We start from the raw sequence: 15,447 nt of genomic DNA, 5'->3' as shown, positions 1-15,447 counted from the left end.
GGAGGCGGGGCGATGAGCGAGCGACCACGGGCGACCGAGATCCTCAGCATCGGACGCCTCGGCGTCGACCTGTACCCGCTGCAGGACGGCGTGGGGCTCAGCGAGGTCACGAGCTTCGGCAAGTACCTCGGCGGCAGCGCCGCCAACGTCGCGGTCGCCGCCGCCCGGTACGGCCACGACACCGCGCTGTTCTCCCGCGTGGGCGACGACCCGTTCGGGCAGTACCTGCGCGACGAGCTGGAGCGCCTCGGGGTGTCGAGCCGGTTCGTCGCCACCGACCCCGACTACAAGACCCCGATCACGTTCTGCGAGATCTTCCCGCCCGACGACTTCCCACTCTACTTCTACCGCGAGCCGTCGGCGCCCGACCTCCAGCTCCGGCCGGACGACGTCGACGCCGACACCGTGCGCGACACGGCCCTGGTGTGGTTCACCGCGACCGGCCTCAGCGAGGACCCCAGCCGCACGACCCACCTGGAGCTGCTGGAACAGCGCGGCCGCCGGGCGCACACCGTGTTCGACCTCGACTACCGCCCGATGTTCTGGGAGTCGGCCGAGGCCGCACGCCCGTGGGTCCAGCGGGCGCTGGGCTTCGCCACGGTCGCCGTCGGCAACCGCGAGGAGTGCGAGGTCGCGGTCGGCGAGACCGATCCCGAGCGTGCCGCCGACGCCCTGCTCGACCGCGGCGTGGAGCTCGCGATCGTGAAGCAGGGCCCCCGCGGCGTGCTCGCCAAGACCGCCACGGAGCGCGTCGAGATCCCGGCGCGACAGGTCGCCGTGGTGAACGGCCTCGGGGCGGGCGACGCGTTCGGCGGTGCGCTGTGCCACGGGCTGCTCGCCGGATGGCCGCTGGAGAAGACCCTGACGTGGGCCAACGTGGCGGGCGGCATCGTCGCCGGCCGCCGCGAGTGCTCCACGGCGATGCCGACCGAGCGCGAGATCGCGGAGGTCGTGAACGGAGATGCGTGACATGACAGCACTGACGCAAGAGGACTTCGAGCGACTGCGCACCGTGCGGGCCGAGTCCCCCCGGGCGATCCGCGAGCTGCTGGCCGCGCGCCGCCGCCGCGACATCATCCGCGGCGACGGACGGCTGTTCATCATCGCGGCCGACCATCCCGCACGCGGAGCCCTCGCGGTGGGCGCGGAGCCCTACGCCATGGCCGACCGCTACGAGCTGCTCGACCGCCTCGCGATCGCGCTGCGCCACCCGGGCGTCGACGGGGTGCTCGGCACGCCCGACATCATCGACGACCTGGCCGTGCTCGGCCTGCTCGACGACAAGATCGTGGTCGGCTCGATGAACCGCGGCGGGCTGCGGGGTGCGAGCTTCGAGATGGACGACCGCTACACCGGGTACGACGTGCCGGCGATGGTGGACTCGGGCATCGACTTCGCCAAGGCGCTGCTGCGCGTGAACCTCGACGACGACGGCACGGCGCCGACCCTGGCCTCCACGGCCGACGCGGTGACCGCGGCGGCCCGCGCCGACCTGCCGATCATGCTCGAGCCGTTCCTCAGCCGCCGCGTCGACGGCCGTATCGTCAACGACCTCAGCCCCGACGCCGTGATGCTGTCCATCGCGATCGCGAGCGGCCTGGGCGCCAGCAGCGCGAGCACGTGGCTCAAGCTGCCCGTGGTCGACGACATGGAGCGCGTGCTCGCCGCGACCACCCTGCCCGTGCTGCTGCTCGGCGGCGACGCGGGTGCCGACCCCGACGACACGTTCTCCTCGTGGGAGGACGCCCTGTCGCTCCCCGGCGTGCGCGGCCTCACGGTCGGCCGCACGTTGCTGTACTCCGCCGACATCGACGTGGCCGCGGCCATCGACGTCGCCGCCTCCCTCGTCCACCCCGGCCTATCGGCCTGATCCCGAAGGACCCGCATGAGCTCCGACACCCCCGTCATCGGCCACTGGATCGACGGTGCCCCGCACGCCTCGACCAGCGGGCGGACCGCCCCCGTGTTCAACCCCGCCACGGGCGCCGAGACCGCCAGGGTCGCGCTCGCCGACGAGGCCGAGATCGCCGCGGCCCTCGCGTCCGCGGAGCGCGGTTTCGCGGAGTGGAGCACGTGGTCGATCGCGAAGCGGCAGGGCGTGCTGTTCGCGTTCCGGGAGCTGCTGAACGCCCGCAGGGGCGAGCTCGCCGCGATCATCACCGCCGAGCACGGCAAGGTGCTCTCCGACGCGATGGGCGAGATCCTGCGCGGCCAGGAGGTCGTGGAGCTGGCGACCGGGTTCCCGCACCTGATCAAGGGCGCCTACTCGGAGAACGCCTCGACCGGGATCGACGTGTACTCGCTCAAGCAGCCGCTGGGTGTCGTGGGCATCATCTCGCCGTTCAACTTCCCGGCGATGGTGCCGATGTGGTTCTTCCCCGTGGCGATCGCGGCGGGCAACGCGGTGGTCCTCAAGCCGAGCGAGAAGGACCCGTCCGCCGCGCTGTGGCTGGCCGAGCTGTGGGCCGAGGCGGGGCTGCCCGCCGGGGTGTTCACGGTCCTGCAGGGCGACAAGCAGGCGGTCGACGGGCTGCTGCACAGCGACATCGTGCAGTCGATCTCGTTCGTGGGATCGACGCCCATCGCGCAGTACATCTACGAGACGGCGTCGCGCACCGGCAAGCGCGTGCAGGCCCTCGGCGGTGCGAAGAACCACATGCTGGTGCTGCCGGACGCCGACCTCGACCTGGTCGCGGATCAGGCCGTGAACGCGGGCTTCGGTGCCGCGGGCGAGCGCTGCATGGCCGTGTCGGTCGTGCTGGCGGTGGAGCCCGTCGCGGACGAGCTCATCGCGAAGATCACCGAGCGGATCGCGACGCTGCGGGTGGGCGACGGCGCGGGCGACGGCACCGGCGAGCCCGACATGGGCCCGCTGATCAGCGCGGAGCACCGGGCGAAGGTCTCCGGTTACGTCGACATCGCGGAGGCCGACGGCGCCCGCATCGTGGTGGACGGCCGTGGCCTGACGGTGGACGGACGCGAGGACGGCTTCTTCTTCGGCCCCACCCTGATCGACGACATCCCCACCGACTCCCGCGCCTACACGGAGGAGATCTTCGGCCCGGTGCTCTCGGTCGTGCGGGTCGAGACGTTCCAGGAGGGCGTCGACCTGATCAACTCCGGGCGCTTCGGCAACGGCACCGCGATCTTCACGAACGACGGGGGAGCGGCCCGCCGCTTCCAGCACGAGGTGCAGGTGGGCATGATCGGCATCAACGTGCCCATCCCGGTACCCGTCGCCTACCACTCGTTCGGCGGGTGGAAGGCGTCGCTGTTCGGCGACGCCAAGGCGTACGGTGTGCACGGGTTCGACTTCTTCACCCGCGAGAAGGCCGTCACCAGCCGCTGGCTCGACCCCGCCACCCACGGCGGCATCGACCTCGGCTTCCCGCAGAACCGCTGACGACACCGACCATCCGATCGACACCGACAGGAGGCGCCATGACCGCGAACGATCCGTGGTTCCACCCGCGCGGTGCCCTCGGCCGCGACGGCTGGGAGAGCGTGGTCGACGAGGCGCTGCCGGGGTGGGCGCACACGGGCCTGCGCGTGGGCGTGCTCGCGGACGGGGAGAGCCTCGCGCTCGCCGAGTCCGGGGTCGAGCGCATCGTCGTCCCGCTCGCGGGCTCCTTCACGGTGACGCACACCGAGGGCGGCGCGACGACGGAGACGACCCTCGCCGGACGGACCTCCGTGTTCCAGGGTCCCACCGACGTGCTGTACCTCTCGTGCGCCGCGACCGCGGTGATCCGCGGGACCGGACGGGTCGCGGTGGCCTCCGCCCCGACGACGGTCGTGCATCCCACCCGGCACCTCCGCGCCGATGAGACCCCGGTCGAGCTGCGCGGGGCGGGGCGGTCGAGCCGGCAGGTGCACAACTTCGGCACCCCGGCGACCCTCGACGCGGAGCGCCTGATCGTGTGCGAGGTGCTCACTCCCGCGGAGAACTGGTCGTCGTACCCGCCGCACAAGCACGACGCCCACGTGCCGGGGCGGGAGTCGCGCCTGGAGGAGATCTACTACTTCGAGGCCGCGCCCACGCGTGACGGCGGGCGGGCGGCGTCGGCCGACGCGGCGTTCGGGATGTTCGCCACCTACTCCTCGGACGCGGGCGACATCGACGTCTCGGCGATGGTGCGCACGGGCGATGTCGCGCTCGTGCCCTACGGCTATCACGGGCCAGCGGTCGCCGCCCCCGGCTACGACCTCTACTACCTGAACGTGATGGCGGGCCCCGACCCGGAGCGCTCGTGGCTCATCACCGACGACCCCGCGCACGCGTGGGTGCGCGACAGCTGGAGCGGGCAGGACATCGACCCGCGGCTTCCCTATCGAGCAGAAGGAGCGCAGTGATGCGGACGAGGCGGATGACGGTCGGCCAGGCGCTGGTGGAGTTCCTGGCGCAGCAGTGGACGGTCGACGGCGAGCACCGCGAGCGCACGATCCCCGGCATGTTCGGCATCTTCGGGCACGGCAACGTCGCCGGTCTCGGGCAGGCGCTGCAGCAGTACCACCTCGAGCAGCCGGAGCTGATGCCGTACCACCAGGCGCGCAACGAGCAGGCGATGGTGCACCAGGCCGTCGGGTTCGCACGGATGCACCGCCGCCGCGCGACGTTCGCCAGCACGGCCTCGGTGGGCCCCGGCGCCACGAACATGCTCACCGGTGCGGCCCTGGCGACCACCAACCGCCTGCCCGCGCTGCTGCTCCCCAGCGACACCTTCGCCACGCGCGTCGCCGACCCGGTGCTGCAGCAGCTGGAGCGACCGCACGACATCGGGCTCACCGTCAACGACGCCTTCCGCCCGGTGTCGGTGTTCTTCGACAGGGTGCAGCGGCCGGAGCAGCTGTTCTCCGTGGCGCTCGCCGCGCTGCGGGTGCTCACGGATCCGGCCGAGACCGGGGCCGTGACGATCGCGCTGCCGGAAGACGTGCAGGCCGAGGCGCTGGACGTGCCGGTCGAGTTCCTGCAGGAGCGGGAGTGGCACGTGCGCCGGCCGCTCCCCGAGCGCGGACCCCTGGCCAGGGCGGTCGCCGCGATCCGCGGGGCCCGGCGACCGTTCCTCATCGCGGGCGGCGGTGTGCTGTACTCCGAGGCGGAGGGCGCGCTGCGCGACTTCGTCGAGGCGACCGGCATCCCCGTCGGCACGACCCAGGCGGGCGGCGGCGTGCTGCCGTGGGATCACCCGCAGTACCTGGGCGGGGTCGGCGCCACCGGCTCCACGGCCGCGAACCGGCTCGCGGCCCAGGCCGACGTGATCATCGGCGTCGGAACGCGGTACAGCGACTTCACGACGGCGTCGAGGTCGGCCTTCCAGCACCCCGACGCGGTGTTCGTGAACGTGAACGTCGCCCCGTTCGACGCCTACAAGCACGGCACGCAGCTGCCGGTGATCGCCGACGCCCGGGAGGCGCTGGAGGCGCTGACCGCCGAGCTGCGCGGCACCCGCGTGCGCACGGAGCTCGCCGACGAGGCCGCCGCGCAGAAGCGGGAGTGGGACGCGACGGTCGACGCCGCCCTCGCCCCGACCGGCCGCGACCTGCCGGGGCAGCCCGAGATCATCGGGGCGGTGCGGGCCGAGGTCGCGGACCGTGACGTGATCGTGCAGGCCGCGGGTTCGCTGCCCGGCGACCTGCACAAGCTGTGGCGCGTCAGCGACCCGCTCGGCTACCACGTGGAGTACGCCTTCTCCACGATGGGCTACGAGATCGCGGGCGGGCTGGGCGTCAAGCGCGGGCTGGAGGCGGCGGGCGACGACCGGGACGTGGTGGTGATGGTCGGCGACGGCTCCTACCTCATGCTCAGCTCCGAGCTCGCGACGGCGGTGGCGGAGGGCATCAAGCTCATCGTGGTGCTCATCCAGAACCAGGGCTTCGCGTCGATCGGGCACCTGTCCGAGACGGTCGGGTCGGAGCGCTTCGGCACGAAATACCGCCGGTACGACGCGCAGGCCCGCAGCTTCCAGCACGGCGACGTGCTGCCGGTCGACCTCGCCATGAACGCGCGCAGCTACGGCGTCGACGTGATCGAGGTCGCCCCCGGTCCCTCCGCGATCGAGGACCTGCGGGCGGCGGTGCGCGCGGCGAAGGCGGCGGAGCGCACCACCGTGATCCACGTGGAGAGCGACCCCACGGTCTACGCGCCGGACGGCGAGGGCTGGTGGGACGTGCCGGTCGCCGAGGTCGCGTCGACCGACAGCGCCCGGCGGGCCCGCGCGGAGTACGAGCAGCAGCGCACGGCGCAGCGCCCGCTGCTCGGCTGATCCGGCCCAGCCGCCTCCCACCCGGCCCCCGGTATCCTGGAAGGATGACTGAGAACCCCCGCACGCGCGAGACGCGCCCCCAGGCAGCGCCCGCGTCGTCCCGCTCGGGGGCGATCCGTGAGACCCGTGCCCCCCAGGTGCGCCCGGCGACCGAGGGCTGGACGCAGAAGAAAGACGCCGAGGGTCGTCCGCTGCTGCAGTTCGCGAGCCCCAAGCGCGGCAAGCCGCCGGTGCACCTGGCCGACCTCACCCCGGCCGAGCGCATCTCGAAGGTGAAGGAGCTCGGGCTGCCCGGCTTCCGCGCCAAGCAGCTCGCCACCCACTACTTCCGCCACTACACGTCCGACCCGGCCGAGATGACCGACCTCCCCGCCGGGATCCGCGACGAGCTGGTCGCGGGCATGCTCCCGCCGTTGATGACCGAGGTGCGCCGGCTGGAGACCGACCGTGGCGACACGATCAAGTTCCTGTGGCGCCTGCACGACGGCGCGCTCGTCGAGTCGGTGCTCATGCGCTACCCCGGCCGCATCACCCTGTGCGTGTCGAGCCAGGCCGGCTGCGGCATGAACTGCCCGTTCTGCGCGACCGGCCAGGCCGGGCTGACCCGCAACATGTCGACCGCCGAGATCATCGAGCAGATCGTGCGGGCCAACCGGGCGATCGCGAACGGCGAGCTGGGCGGCAAGAAGCGCGACGACCACTCGATGGAGCGCGTGTCGAACATCGTCTTCATGGGCATGGGCGAGCCTCTCGCGAACTACAAGCGCGTGATGGATGCGGTGCGCATCATGGTCGCGCCGCAGCCCGACGGCCTGGGCATGAGCGCCCGCGGCATCACGGTCTCCACGGTCGGCCTCGTGCCCGCGATCAGGAAGCTCGCCGACGAGAACATCCCGGTCACCTTCGCGCTGTCGCTGCACGCGCCCGACGACCACCTGCGCGATGAGCTCATCCCGGTGAACTCGCGGTGGAAGGTCGACGAGGCCCTCGACGCCGCCTACGACTACTACGCCAAGACCGGCCGTCGCGTGTCGATCGAGTACGCGCTCATCAAGGACATGAACGACCACGCCTGGCGTGCCGACCTGCTGGCCGAGAAGCTCAACCAGCGCGGTCGCGGCTGGGTGCACGTCAACCCGATCCCGCTGAACCCGACGCCCGGGTCGATCTGGACCTCGTCCGAGCGTGACGTGACCGACGAGTTCGTGCGCCGCCTCAACGACGCCGGCATCCCGACCACCCTCCGCGACACCCGCGGCAAGGAGATCGACGGGGCGTGCGGTCAGCTCGTCGCCACCACCGAGGACGAGGCCGCCGCCGCCGCGATGGCCTGATCAGGGCTTTCCTGAGAGCGACTCCAAGGCGGGCTTCGTACCCTGTCCGGATGCCCTATTCCGCCCATCGCCCGGGTCGCTTCGACTCGCAGGGTCGGATCATCCTCGACGGCGACCCGAACGCCGAGACGGATGACCTCGACTTCCTGCGCGAGTTCGAGCCGACGGGACCCGACCCCGACCCCTTCGTCGACGCTCCGGAGCGTGCCGAGTCCGCGCGGACGACGGAGGACGCCGACGCCGATGCCGCAACCGAGGAGCAGCCGGCCCGCGCGCGTCGCGTCCGCCCGCCCCGTCGTCGCCGCACGGCCGCCGAGCGACTCCGCGCCCTCGCGATCCTCGGCGGCGCGGAGGGCGAGATCCTCGACCGCGTGCCCGGCGAGACGCCCCGCTTCGTGCAGATGTTCTTCGTGCTCGCCGGCACCGCACTGGTGTCCGCGATCTCGATGCTGTTCGCGCTGACCACGGGTGTGCAGGCCGCGATCTGGCTCGCGGTGCCGCTCGCGGTGGTGTGGGCGCTCATCATCTTCAACCTCGACCGGTTCCTCACCTCGACCATGACGTCGACCAGGAACGTGTGGAAGCTCATCGGGCTGGCGATCCCGCGGGTGATCATGGCGGCCATCATCGGCTTCGTCGTGGCGGAGCCGCTCGTGCTGCAGATCTTCCACAACGACATCTCTCGCGAGGTCGCCGCGACCAACATCGTCCAGGCGCAGTCCGATCAGGAGGCGCTCGAATCGGGCCCGGAGCGCAAGGCCCTCGATGCCGCCTCCGAGCGGGTCTCGGAGCTGGAGAACCAGGCGGCGACCGGGATCGTCGCGGGCACCGACTCGTCGTCCGCCAGCGAGTCGGCCGCGCAGGCCACGGTCGACGACCTCACCGCGAAGATGACCGCGCAGCAGGCCGTGATCGACCAGGCGCGCGTGCTCTACCAGTGCGAGCTGACGGGCGAGGGCGCTGGCACCGTCCCCGGGTGCACCGGGGTGAACGGCGAGGGCGCGAGCTCGCAGGCCGCGCAGGCCCAGCTCGCCGAGGCGCAGCAGACCTACGACGCGCTGGCCGCCCAGCTGCGCACGGCCAACGACGAGCTCGCGGCCGCCGGCACCGCCGCCAAGGAGAACACCTCGACCTCCGAGACGCAGAACCGCCAGCAGGCGAAGGACGAGCTTCCGGCCGCGCGCGAGACGTATGACCAGGCGCTCGCCGCGTACAACGCCCGCGCGGATGCGGTCGCGCAGGGCAACGCGGGTGCGGTGGGGCTGCTCAGCCAGATCAGCGGACTCAACCGGCTCAGCGAGAAGGAGCCGGCCATCCTGTGGGCGCACATCCTGATCGCCGCGCTGTTCTTCATGATCGAGCTGCTGCCGGTGCTGGTGAAGGTGCTCACGAGCTACGGCGACCCGAGCCTGTACGAGAAGGCCGTCGCGATCCGCAAGCAGGTGGCGCTCGACCGGGTGACGGCCGAGGGCTTCCGCGACCGCGCCGACATCGTCACGACCCCGGGCGCTCAGGCCACCTGACGCTCGCGCCCGCTCGCGCGCCCCGCGGTGGCTGAGGGATCCGCGTCCCGCACGGGGGTCCGTGCGCCGGCGGGGGAGCCCGGTGCCGTGAACGGCCCCGCGGTGCCCGGGTCCGCGGCAGCGGCGGGGCGATGCGCAGGGGCGTCGTGCGGGGCCCGGGCGTCGCGCGGCACCCCGGCACCCCGCGCGCGGGCGGACGTGAGCACGTCGTGCAGGGTCCGCGCGCGGAGGGCCGGCGTCGCGGCGACGGCGAGGACCAGGGAGCGGACGAGCACGATCGCGGCGAGCGGCCGCCCGCCGTCGCTCCCCGTGATCGCGGCGTCGAGGCGGCGCAGGGGGCCGACCAGCGCGGGGTCGTCGAGCGCACGGTCGTCGGCGAGGTGAGCGAGCAACCGGTCGATGGTCCAATCCGCGGGGATTGGCCCCAGATCCGGCGTGAGAGTAGTGGTGGAGGTGTCCATTGGTCCAGAATCGGGTCACATGGACACGGACGACAGGGCCAATGCGGCGCCGATGGACCACGGATCGGCCCGGGATCGCGCGACTCCGCTGGTGCGAGCGGGCGAGGTGTCGACCGAGGGGCTGGCCGCTCGGCTCGGCCGCTGGACCCACGGCGACGGAACGCTGGCGACCCGGCTCGCGCGCGGCATCTCGGCGCTGATCGCGGGTGGCGAGCTCCGCGCGGGCGACCGGCTGCCGGCCGAGCGCTCCCTGGCGTCCGCGGTGTCGGTGTCGCGCGGCACGGTCGTCTCCGCCTACGCCGTGCTCGCGGAGCAGGAGCTCGTGGAGCGGCGGCAGGGGAGCGGCACCCGCGTGGCGGGGACCGGTGCCCCCACCGCCCCTGCGCGTCCCGGTCGCGGCGAGGCCCTGTTCTCCGCGGTGCCGAACACGATCGACCTGCTGCGCACGGTGCCGCAGATCCCGGAGCTCGGCGTGCAGCTGATCCGCGACCATCAGCCGCGTCTCGACCTCGCGCTGCTGCCCGAGACCGACCCCGCAGGGCTCCCGGTGCTGCGCGAGCTGATCGCCGAGATGTACCGCGCGGAGGGCACGCCCACCACGCCCGAGCAGATCCTGGTGACGCACGGCGCGCAGCAAGCGATCAGCCTCGTGGTGAACGCGCTCGTCGAGCCGGGCGACATCGTGCTCGCGGAGGAGATCACCTGGCCCGGGGTGACCGACAGCGTGGGGCTGCGCGGCGGCACCGTGCAGGGGGTGCCGATGGGCGCGGACGGCCTCGACGTGGTCGCGCTGGAGCAGGCGATGGCCCGGCTGCGCCCCGTGCTGGTGGCGCTCAACCCCCACCACCAGAACCCCACGGGCACGCGCCTGCCCGCCGCGGCCCGGCACCGCGTGGCCGAGCTCGCCGCGCAGTACGGTGTGCCGGTGATCGAGGACCGCGTCGTCGCGGGGATCTCGTTCGACGGCGTCGTGCCGCCCACGCTCGCCTCGGAGCGACCGGACGCCCCCGTGATGGTCGTCGAGTCGGTGTCGAAGTGGGCGTGGGCGGGGCTGCGGATCGGGTGGCTGCGTGCCGACCCGGTGCTGGTGCGGCGTCTGCGCGGCGCCCGGCAGCTCGCCGACCAGTCCACGAGCGTGCCCGGTCAGCTGCTCGCGCTCGACCTCATCGCGCACGCCGACGAGCTGCGGCGGGCCAACAGCCGCGTGCACCGGGAGCGGCTGCGGCTGCTGGAGCACCTGATGGCCGAGCACCTGCCCGACTGGACGTACGTGGCGCCGCGGGGCGGACTGGCGCTGTGGGCCGCGCTGCCCCGGGGGTCCGCGTCGGCTCTCGCCCGCGTCGCGGCGACCCACGGCGTCTCGATCGCCGGCACCGCCGCCTTCGCCGCGTCCCCCACGGCCCCCGACGACCACGTGCGCCTGCCCTTCACGGCGCCCGATGACGTGCTCACGGAAGGGGTGCGCCGCCTGGGCGCGGCGTGGGGCGAGTATCGGGAATCCCTCGGCCGACCGGCCTGAGCGTCCGCCGCCGGGACTAGCGTTGATCCATGGTCAACTATCGCTATCTCGGCAACAGTGGTCTCAAGGTCTCGGAGATCACCTACGGCAACTGGGTCACGCACGCCTCGCAGGTCGAAGACGACGCGGCCGTCAAGACCGTCCATGCGGCGCTCGACGCCGGCATCACCACGTTCGACACCGCCGACACCTACGCCAACACGGCGGCCGAGGTCGTGCTCGGCAAGGCGCTCGAGGGCCAGCGCCGCGAAGGGCTCGAGATCTTCACGAAGGTCTACTTCCCGACCGGCCCGAAGGGCCCGAACGACACCGGCCTGAGCCGCAAGCACATCATGGAGTCGATCAACGGCTCGCTGAAGCGCCTCGGCACCGACTACGTCGACCTGTACCAGGCGCACCGCTTCGACTACGAGACCCCGCTGGAGGAGACGTTCCAGGCGTTCGCCGACGTCGTGCGGCAGGGCAAGGCGCTCTACATCGGCGTCTCGGAGTGGACGGCCGAGCAGCTGCGCGAGGGTCACGCGCTGGCGACGCAGCTCGGCATCCAGCTCATCTCGAACCAGCCGCAGTACTCGATGCTGTGGCGCGTGATCGAGGGCAAGGTCGTGCCCGCGTCGGAGGAGCTGGGCATCTCGCAGATCGTGTGGTCGCCGATGGCGCAGGGCGTGCTCAGCGGCAAGTACCTGCCCGGGCAGCCGGTGCCGGAGGGCTCGCGCGCGACCGACCAGAACTCCGGGGCCGGGTTCATCCAGAGCTTCCTGCAGGACGACATCCTCACCGCGGTGCAGCGTCTCAAGCCGATCGCCGAGCAGGCGGGGCTCACGATGCCGCAGCTCGCGATCGCGTGGGTGCTGCAGAACCCCAACGTGGCGGCGGCCCTGGTGGGCGCCTCCCGGCCCGAGCAGCTCGCCGACACCGTCAAGGCCTCGGGCGTGACGCTCGACGCCGACACGCTGTCCGCGATCGACGAGGCCCTGGGCGACACGGTGAACCGCGACGCCGAGCACACGTACTCCGTGTCCCCGAAGAGCCGCCTGGTCTGACCGGGGCAGGCGAAGGCCCCCTCCCGCGATCAGCGAGAGGGGGCCTTCGTCCGCGCGCGGGCTACTCCTTCACGGCACCGGCCGTGAGGCCCTGCACGATCCAGCGGCTGGCGAGGGCGAACATCACCATGGTCGGCAGGATCGTCAGCACGGCCGCGGCCGACATGGAGCCCCAGTCGATGTTGAACGTGGAGATGAAGCCGTTCAGCGCCGAGGGCACGGTGCGGTTCGCGTCGGTGTTCATCAGCACGACCGACAGGAACAGCTCGTTCCAGCAGTTGACGAAGTTGAAGATGAACGCCGCGATGATGCCGGGCGTCATGACCGGCACCAGCACCCGGAACAGGGCTCCCAGGCGCGAGCAGCCGTCGATCATCGCCGCCTCCTCCAGCGCGTCGGGCACGTTCTCGAAGAAGCCGCGCAGCATCACGGTGGAGAACGGGATGCAGATCGCGATGTAGACGAGGATGAGTCCGGGCTTGGTGTCGACGAGGCCCAGGTCGGTCATCATCGAGTACAGCGGGCCGAGGGCGATGAACGCGGGGATCATCTGCGTCAGCAGGAACGCGATGAGGATCGCCCCCTTGCCGCGGAACTCGAAGCGCGCGAGCACGTAGGCGCTGAGCAGGGCGATGAGCGTCGCGACGGCTCCGGCCGACACCGCCACGATCGCCGAGTTGGCCAGGAAGACCCCGAACGAGCTCTTCTCGAACAGGCTCGTGAAGTTGTCGAACGAGGGCTCGCTCGGCCAGTACTCGATCGGGAAGCGGTTGATGGTCCCCGGCGACTTGAACGCGGTGAGCGTGATCCAGTACAGCGGGAACAGCGTGATCAGGAGCCACAGGGCCAGCCCGACCACGCGCACGACACCGCCGACGGTCACCCGCGGCCTCGGTCGCGGAGCGGCCTTCGGGTCGGGCACCGTGATCCGACGGGTCTCGGTGATCGAGGAACCGGTCCGGGTGGTCGAGGTGATGGTCATCGCTGCACCCTCCGCATCGCCATCAGATAGAAGGCGCAGAACACCATGAGGAACGCCACGACGATGAGCCCGATGGCGCTCGCGATGCCGTAGTTGCCCTGCTGCGTGTAGTTGATCATCCACGTCGTGATGATGTGGGTCTGGTTGGCCGGGCCGCCGTTCGTCATCGCGTAGATGATGTCGGGGAAGTTGAAGATCCAGATCACGCGCAGCAGGATCGTCAGCAGCAGCGTCATCGAGATGTACGGGATGATGATCGAGAACAGCTGCCGCACCTTGCCGGCGCCGTCGAGGCTCGCCGCCTCCAGCATCTCGTCGGGCACCGACTGGAGTGCCGCGAGGATCATGATCGCGAAGAACGTCACGCCGTACCAGATGTTCGCGACGATGACGGCGAACATCGCCAGCTTCGGGTCGGCCAGCCAGGGCAGCGGGGCGTCGATGAGGCCGGCCTTCATGAGCAGGTCGTTGACCACGCCGAACTCGGCGTTGAACATCCAGCGGAACAGCATGCCGATGAGGAAGCCCGACACCGCCCACGGGAAGAACACCAGCGCCTGGTAGAGCCCGCGGAAGCGGAACCGCTTGCGCAGGGCCAGCGCGATGAGGAAGCCGATGACGAGCTGGGGCACGAGCGAGCCGACCACCCACAGCACGGAGTTCCACGCCACGGTCGGGAACGCCGGGTCGCGGAACACGGCGAAGAAGTTGTCGAAGCCGACGAACGGGGTCGACGTGAGGTCCCACAGGTTCCAGTCGTGGAACGCCATGCGGGCGCCCTGCAGCATGGGCCAGTAGGTGAACCAGCAGACGAACACGATCGCCGGGGCGAGGAACGCCAGCAGCGTCAGGGCGTGACGGCCGCGGAACGGCCGACGCCGTCCGCGTGCCGGGGAGGCCCCGCCGGCAGTGCCGACGGAGCCCCCTTCACGGATGGTGCGGGCCACGGGTCAGCCCTTCTCCGCGGCGTACTTCTCGGTCCAGAACGCATCCCACGAGGCGAGCAGGTCCTTCGTCGACATGGTGCCGAGCAGCACGCTCTGCACGTCCTGGTCGGACTTCTGGATCCACTCGGTCCACCAGCTCACGCCGCGCGGCTGGCGCACGTTGACGTACGTGTCCGGGTCTTCGGTCATGGTGACGTAGCTGGTCCAGGGGCCCGTGGAGTAGAACTCGTCGTCGGCCGCGGCGGCGATGATCGGCACGAGGCTGTTGGCCTGGGCGAACTCGGTCGCGGGCTCGGCCGACGACAGGAACTCGACCAGCTTCACGGCCGCCTCGGTGTGCTCGCTGTTCTTCGCGACACCCCAGCCGGCGACGGCGAGCGGCTGCGCGGCCTTGCCCGAGGGGCCGACGAGCAGCGGAGCGGTGTCCCACTGGTCTTCGGTGAGGGAGGAGTCCTGCACGGTCGCGATCACCTCGGGGTCCTGCAGCAGGAAGGCCGTGGTGCCGTTCGTGAAGCCGGCGACCATCTCGGGGTAGCCCCAGGAGACGGCGGACGGCGGCGACGCCTCCTTGAAGAGGTCGAAGTAGTCGTCGACCGCATCCTGCGCCTCGGGAGCGGCGAAGATCGTCGAGCCGTCCTCCATGAGGAACGCATCTTCCGTGTCGAGCCCGTCGATCGTGTAGGCCTCGATCGCGGCCACCACGTTGCTGTTGGCGTTCTGGCCGCCGCGGAACGCGTAGCCGTAGATGTTGTTCGACGGATCCTGGATCGCGGACGCCTGCTCCAGCAGGTCCTTCCAGCTGTGCGGGGGACCGTCGAAGCCCGCCTCCTCCACGAGGTCGGTGCGGTAGAACAGCGACAGGCCGTAGAAGCCGTACGGGACGAAGTAGCTCTTGCCGTCCTCGGCGACGCCGGCGGACTTGGCGTTGTCGGTCAGCGCGTCCCAGCCGTCCCACTTCTTCAGGTCGGGGCCGAGGTCGTACAGCCAGCCGTTGTTGGCGAACGGACCGACCGTGATGTCGCGCACCTCGAGCACGTCGACGCCCTTGCCGGACTGGAGCATCTGCTGGATCTTCTGATCGGCCTGCTCGGTGGGCGGCGAGACCAGGTTCACCGTGATGTCGGGGTTCTCCTTCTCGAACTCGTCGAGGAGCCCGCGGATGAGCTCGGTGCGCGCCGGGTTCGTCAGGCTCTCGACCATCTGGAGGGTGACGTCTCCGTCGCCGCCGGACGAGCCGGAGCCTCCGGAGCAGCCGGTGAGTGCGAGGACGGCGACGGTGCCGACTCCCGCTGCGGTCGTCAAGATCTTGTTCTTCACGATGTGCCTCTCGGTGGGGGATGGGTGGGTGTGTTTCGGGTGGGTCGGGTCGTGCGGG

General features: G+C 71.4%; 13 protein-coding genes. 9 read left to right on the top strand and 4 right to left on the bottom strand.

All coding sequences use genetic code 11. The features are described 5' to 3' along the window. Positions 1-12 precede the first annotated feature (12 nt). From iolC to KZC56_RS03210, 7 genes are read left to right on the top strand one after another with little or no spacing between them, the layout of a single operon-like run. Positions 13-969: a 5-dehydro-2-deoxygluconokinase gene (gene iolC / locus KZC56_RS03240; RefSeq protein ID WP_247637855.1), complete on the top strand. Its 957-nt coding sequence runs from the start codon at positions 13-15 to the stop codon at positions 967-969. A gap of 1 nt (position 970) precedes the next feature. Continuing rightward, complete coding sequence (locus KZC56_RS03235; protein WP_206252520.1) at positions 971-1,870, top strand: Cgl0159 family (beta/alpha)8-fold protein; 900 nt, start codon at positions 971-973, stop codon at positions 1,868-1,870. Between the two features lie 15 nt (positions 1,871-1,885). Continuing rightward, the gene (locus KZC56_RS03230) at positions 1,886-3,403 is read left to right on the top strand and encodes a CoA-acylating methylmalonate-semialdehyde dehydrogenase (RefSeq protein ID WP_247637854.1); all 1,518 of its coding nucleotides are present in this window, start codon (positions 1,886-1,888) and stop codon (positions 3,401-3,403) included. A 38-nt stretch (positions 3,404-3,441) separates the two neighbouring features. Next, positions 3,442-4,353 (top strand): 5-deoxy-glucuronate isomerase, encoded by a 912-nt coding sequence (iolB, locus tag KZC56_RS03225; protein WP_247637853.1) that lies wholly within the window; start codon positions 3,442-3,444, stop codon positions 4,351-4,353. Next, entirely contained in the window at positions 4,353-6,263 is a 1,911-nt protein-coding gene (iolD, locus tag KZC56_RS03220) for a 3D-(3,5/4)-trihydroxycyclohexane-1,2-dione acylhydrolase (decyclizing) (protein WP_247637852.1), read from the top strand. Before iolB ends, iolD begins: the two co-directional genes overlap by 1 nt. Positions 6,264-6,307: 44 nt before the next feature. Beyond that, complete coding sequence (rlmN, locus tag KZC56_RS03215; protein ID WP_205828305.1) at positions 6,308-7,597, top strand: dual-specificity RNA methyltransferase RlmN; 1,290 nt, start codon at positions 6,308-6,310, stop codon at positions 7,595-7,597. A 50-nt stretch (positions 7,598-7,647) separates the two neighbouring features. Then, entirely contained in the window at positions 7,648-9,120 is a 1,473-nt protein-coding gene (locus KZC56_RS03210) for a DUF4407 domain-containing protein (protein WP_247637851.1), read from the top strand. On the opposite strand, the gene KZC56_RS03205 is transcribed toward KZC56_RS03210, so the two are convergent. Further along, complete coding sequence (locus tag KZC56_RS03205) at positions 9,108-9,581, bottom strand: hypothetical protein (RefSeq protein ID WP_247637850.1); 474 nt, start codon at positions 9,579-9,581, stop codon at positions 9,108-9,110. The genes KZC56_RS03210 and KZC56_RS03205 overlap by 13 nt on opposite strands. Before the next feature lie 19 nt (positions 9,582-9,600). On the opposite strand from KZC56_RS03205, the gene KZC56_RS03200 reads away from it, so the two are divergent. Then, on the top strand, positions 9,601-11,100 hold the full coding sequence (locus KZC56_RS03200; protein ID WP_247637849.1) for an aminotransferase-like domain-containing protein: 1,500 nt from the start codon (positions 9,601-9,603) through the stop codon (positions 11,098-11,100). A gap of 29 nt (positions 11,101-11,129) precedes the next feature. Continuing rightward, positions 11,130-12,143 carry an aldo/keto reductase family protein gene (locus KZC56_RS03195; RefSeq protein ID WP_136036085.1) on the top strand — a complete coding sequence of 338 codons (1,014 nt, stop codon included), beginning with the start codon at positions 11,130-11,132 and terminating at the stop codon, positions 12,141-12,143. Positions 12,144-12,204: 61 nt separating this feature from the next. Here KZC56_RS03195 and KZC56_RS03190 read toward each other — a convergent pair whose 3' ends face one another. Genes KZC56_RS03190 through KZC56_RS03180 form a run of 3 tightly spaced genes read right to left on the bottom strand, consistent with a single transcriptional unit; the run spans position 12,205 to position 15,389 of the window. Beyond that, entirely contained in the window at positions 12,205-13,125 is a 921-nt protein-coding gene (locus KZC56_RS03190) for a carbohydrate ABC transporter permease (RefSeq protein WP_205812679.1), read from the bottom strand. After that, positions 13,122-14,072 carry a carbohydrate ABC transporter permease gene (locus tag KZC56_RS03185; RefSeq protein WP_247637848.1) on the bottom strand — a complete coding sequence of 317 codons (951 nt, stop codon included), beginning with the start codon at positions 14,070-14,072 and terminating at the stop codon, positions 13,122-13,124. The genes KZC56_RS03190 and KZC56_RS03185 overlap by 4 nt, the downstream gene beginning before the upstream one ends. Before the next feature lie 3 nt (positions 14,073-14,075). Beyond that, positions 14,076-15,389 (bottom strand): ABC transporter substrate-binding protein, encoded by a 1,314-nt coding sequence (locus KZC56_RS03180; protein ID WP_136036084.1) that lies wholly within the window; start codon positions 15,387-15,389, stop codon positions 14,076-14,078. Between the last annotated feature and the right edge of the window lie 58 nt (positions 15,390-15,447).

This window comes from Microbacterium sufflavum, assembly GCF_023091155.1.
In the GTDB taxonomy this organism is placed as follows: Bacteria; Actinomycetota; Actinomycetes; order Actinomycetales; family Microbacteriaceae; genus Microbacterium; species Microbacterium sufflavum.
The sequence above is the reverse complement of the archived record's forward strand: the minus strand, read 5'-3'. Positions and strand labels throughout refer to the sequence as shown.

Bases quoted from the DNA above. Each gene is read 5' to 3' on its own strand.
- iolC (WP_247637855.1), top strand. From the start codon at position 13: ATGAGCGAGCGACCACGGGCGACCGAGATCCTCAGCATCGGACGCCTC.
- KZC56_RS03235 (WP_206252520.1), top strand. From the start codon at position 971: ATGACAGCACTGACGCAAGAGGACTTCGAGCGACTGCGCACCGTGCGG.
- KZC56_RS03230 (WP_247637854.1), top strand. From the start codon at position 1,886: ATGAGCTCCGACACCCCCGTCATCGGCCACTGGATCGACGGTGCCCCG.
- iolB (WP_247637853.1), top strand. From the start codon at position 3,442: ATGACCGCGAACGATCCGTGGTTCCACCCGCGCGGTGCCCTCGGCCGC.
- iolD (WP_247637852.1), top strand. From the start codon at position 4,353: ATGCGGACGAGGCGGATGACGGTCGGCCAGGCGCTGGTGGAGTTCCTG.
- rlmN (WP_205828305.1), top strand. From the start codon at position 6,308: ATGACTGAGAACCCCCGCACGCGCGAGACGCGCCCCCAGGCAGCGCCC.
- KZC56_RS03210 (WP_247637851.1), top strand. From the start codon at position 7,648: ATGCCCTATTCCGCCCATCGCCCGGGTCGCTTCGACTCGCAGGGTCGG.
- KZC56_RS03205 (WP_247637850.1), bottom strand. From the start codon at position 9,581: ATGGACACCTCCACCACTACTCTCACGCCGGATCTGGGGCCAATCCCC.
- KZC56_RS03200 (WP_247637849.1), top strand. From the start codon at position 9,601: ATGGACACGGACGACAGGGCCAATGCGGCGCCGATGGACCACGGATCG.
- KZC56_RS03195 (WP_136036085.1), top strand. From the start codon at position 11,130: ATGGTCAACTATCGCTATCTCGGCAACAGTGGTCTCAAGGTCTCGGAG.
- KZC56_RS03190 (WP_205812679.1), bottom strand. From the start codon at position 13,125: ATGACCATCACCTCGACCACCCGGACCGGTTCCTCGATCACCGAGACC.